At 68.2% G+C, this 2,247-nt stretch carries 4 protein-coding genes; 1 reads left to right on the top strand and 3 read right to left on the bottom strand.

Features of this window, described 5'->3' with window-relative positions; translation table 11 throughout:
- Positions 1–18: 18 nt before the first annotated feature.
- Together ON23_RS37415 and ON23_RS11055 are read right to left on the bottom strand one after the other, a co-directional pair.
- Positions 19–660 carry a hypothetical protein gene (locus ON23_RS37415; protein ID WP_039777998.1) on the bottom strand — a complete coding sequence of 214 codons (642 nt, stop codon included), beginning with the start codon at positions 658–660 and terminating at the stop codon, positions 19–21.
- A 172-nt stretch (positions 661–832) separates the two neighbouring features.
- Positions 833–1,144: a hypothetical protein gene (locus ON23_RS11055; protein ID WP_051042393.1), complete on the bottom strand. Its 312-nt coding sequence runs from the start codon at positions 1,142–1,144 to the stop codon at positions 833–835.
- Positions 1,145–1,219: 75 nt separating this feature from the next.
- Between ON23_RS11055 and ON23_RS37850 the strand changes: the two genes are divergently transcribed.
- The gene (locus ON23_RS37850; RefSeq protein WP_157104506.1) at positions 1,220–1,384 is read left to right on the top strand and encodes a hypothetical protein; all 165 of its coding nucleotides are present in this window, start codon (positions 1,220–1,222) and stop codon (positions 1,382–1,384) included.
- Positions 1,385–1,521: 137 nt separating this feature from the next.
- On the opposite strand, the gene ON23_RS11050 is transcribed toward ON23_RS37850, so the two are convergent.
- Positions 1,522–2,247: alpha/beta hydrolase (locus ON23_RS11050; protein WP_039777997.1), on the bottom strand; the 726-nt coding region annotated here is incomplete at its 5' end.

Here is a 2,247-nt window from a genome sequence, read left to right as displayed (position 1 = left end):
CCGTTTTCGCCATCGCTCTCATCTCCTCGTGCGGCGCACGGGCGGTTCGTCGGAATCGGAGCCGCTACGGCGTCGGCTGACCGAAACAGGTTTGCGTTCCGTGGATTTGCGTGCCGTGGATTTGCGAGCCGTCGTACCAGAGGTCGTCTTCCGCGCGCGTTTGGCTGCGGGCTTGCGTGCCCGCGGGGCGGCCGGCTTGCGGTCTTCTTCCTCCTCGCCGGAATGGACGTCCTCGGGTTCGTCGTCGGGCGACGCCGCGCCCGCGTCCCGGACGGCCTCGTCCTCGTCCTCGAATTCCGCGTCCTCGACCTCCGCGTCCGATGCTCGGTCGCGGTCGTTGCCCGACAACAGGTCGCCCGTCAGTAGGGACGAGCCGTGTTGCAGCCGGGTGTTGAGCGAGTCGAGTTGGTTGCTCGCGGCGGTCACCGCGGCGGATCGGGCCGCGCCCAGCAATTCGTCGCGCACGGTATCGGTGAGTTGCGTCAGGTCCGCCGACGATTTGAGCAGCGACGTCCCCCGCTCGAGCAACTCACCGGGAATGTCCGACGAACGTTTGGCCATCATCGCCCCCGCCACCCCCAGCGCGAAGCGCATCTTCCGCGTGCGCCCCAGCAGATAACCTATGCCCACCCCTACCGCAATACTTGTGCCACCTTTCATGGCCTTCTCCTAGTTTGCTCGACACGCCTGCACGGCCGCACTGCCGCGGGATGGGTCGAGCGATGAGACCCCGATGTTTGGAGTAAGCCACGTCACAGAATGGCCTTACATCAGCGTATACCCAGCTATCCCCGCTGTCGGCCATTAGCCGGAGGGACTTCCGGCATATCGATCAACGCAGTCGCCGGGTGCGCCGGCGCGGGCGCAGCACTCGCACCGCCCGCCGCCAGCCGCGCGGTGTGGCGACGAATCGCACCGGTCCGTCGAATCGGTCCGTGGGGTCGACCCCGGACGCGCGGGTACCGGCCCGGCGGGCGGCCTCGTAGCGAGCCAGCCCCTCCTGAAACGCGACCGGGTCACCGCCGACATCGGGGTGCTGGGTGCGCACGAACCGGCGGTAGGCCGCGCGGTCGGCGGCCGACCATCCGGCGCGCGCCGTCGGCGTTCGCGCTTCCCGGATCGGTTCGGGATCTCTGCTCGCCATCCCCTCCAGTATCACCACACCCATCGCGCCGAAACCGTGACCGTACGCACTGTCCGAAATGGGTACTCCCCGGCCATGGACGACAGCGCGCAGATTCGACCGGTACCGATGCGGCGGCGGCCCTGGTTCGCGGATCTGGAAGAAGCCGAACGACGTGGCGCCCACGGCAATGCCGGGCTCGGCTATTTCGACTGTGATTGCGAGATCTGCCACCGTCGCTTCCGGCCCGCAGCGGTCTGAGATCCACTGCCGGACAAGGGAATTCCTGCACCGCCGTCGGAGTATCACCGAAAAGCCCTGACAGGATAGTCTTTTCGCGCGCGGAATCGGAGCGAAATCCCGGCCGGGCACCACCGGCCCGGCCGGGATCATGCCGTTCAGGCGCCGATACCGCCGGCCAGCACAGGCCAGGAATCGTGCAGATCGGCCTCGAACAGTCCCCAGGTGTGGGAACCTTCGGGCCGGTCCACGTACACCGCCGGAACACCGAGTTGTCCGAGTCGACCGGCGAAGGCGCCGGTGCACGCACTCGCGACGGCCTCCACCGGTGGGAACGGCAACCCCCGGTCGATACCGCCGGGGATGCCGGACGCCGCCGACAGATAGATGGCCTTCCCGGCCAGCGCACCGGCCCGCGCGAACGCGTCGTGCGCGGGCCACGCACCGGTGCCCGGCAGGCCCCACATATTGCCCGGATTACCGCCGCCCCGCACGACCTGCGCACTCACCATCGCGATCCCGGCCGGGTCGTTCGACCACGGACACCCGCTGTAGGAGGCCACCGCGCCGAAGCGCTCCGGCGCCTGGATCGCGAGGTCCACCGCCGACGCCGCGCTCATCGACACCCCGGCGATCGCGTTGCGGCCGGTGGTACCCAGCTGGGCGTCGACGACGTCGGGCAGTTCCTGGGTGAGGTAGCTCTGCCAGCGATTACGTCCCATCACCGGATCGTCGGAGATCCAGTCGGTGTACATACTGTTGGGCCCGCCGACCGGCATCACCACATTGACATGCTTGTCGGCGAAGAACGCCCGCACATCGGTGTCGTCCCACCAGGAGATGTTGTCGACACCGCCACCGATGCCGGTGAGCAGATAGAGCGT

Source organism: Nocardia cerradoensis NBRC 101014 (genome assembly GCF_000308535.1).
GTDB lineage: Bacteria > Actinomycetota > Actinomycetes > Mycobacteriales > Mycobacteriaceae > Nocardia > Nocardia cerradoensis.
Note: the sequence above shows the minus strand (reverse complement) of the source record. Positions and strands in the feature narration are given on the sequence as shown.

Bases quoted from the DNA above. Each gene is read 5' to 3' on its own strand.
- ON23_RS11055 (WP_051042393.1), bottom strand. From the start codon at position 1,144: ATGGCGAGCAGAGATCCCGAACCGATCCGGGAAGCGCGAACGCCGACG.
- ON23_RS37415 (WP_039777998.1), bottom strand. From the start codon at position 660: ATGAAAGGTGGCACAAGTATTGCGGTAGGGGTGGGCATAGGTTATCTG.
- ON23_RS37850 (WP_157104506.1), top strand. From the start codon at position 1,220: ATGGACGACAGCGCGCAGATTCGACCGGTACCGATGCGGCGGCGGCCC.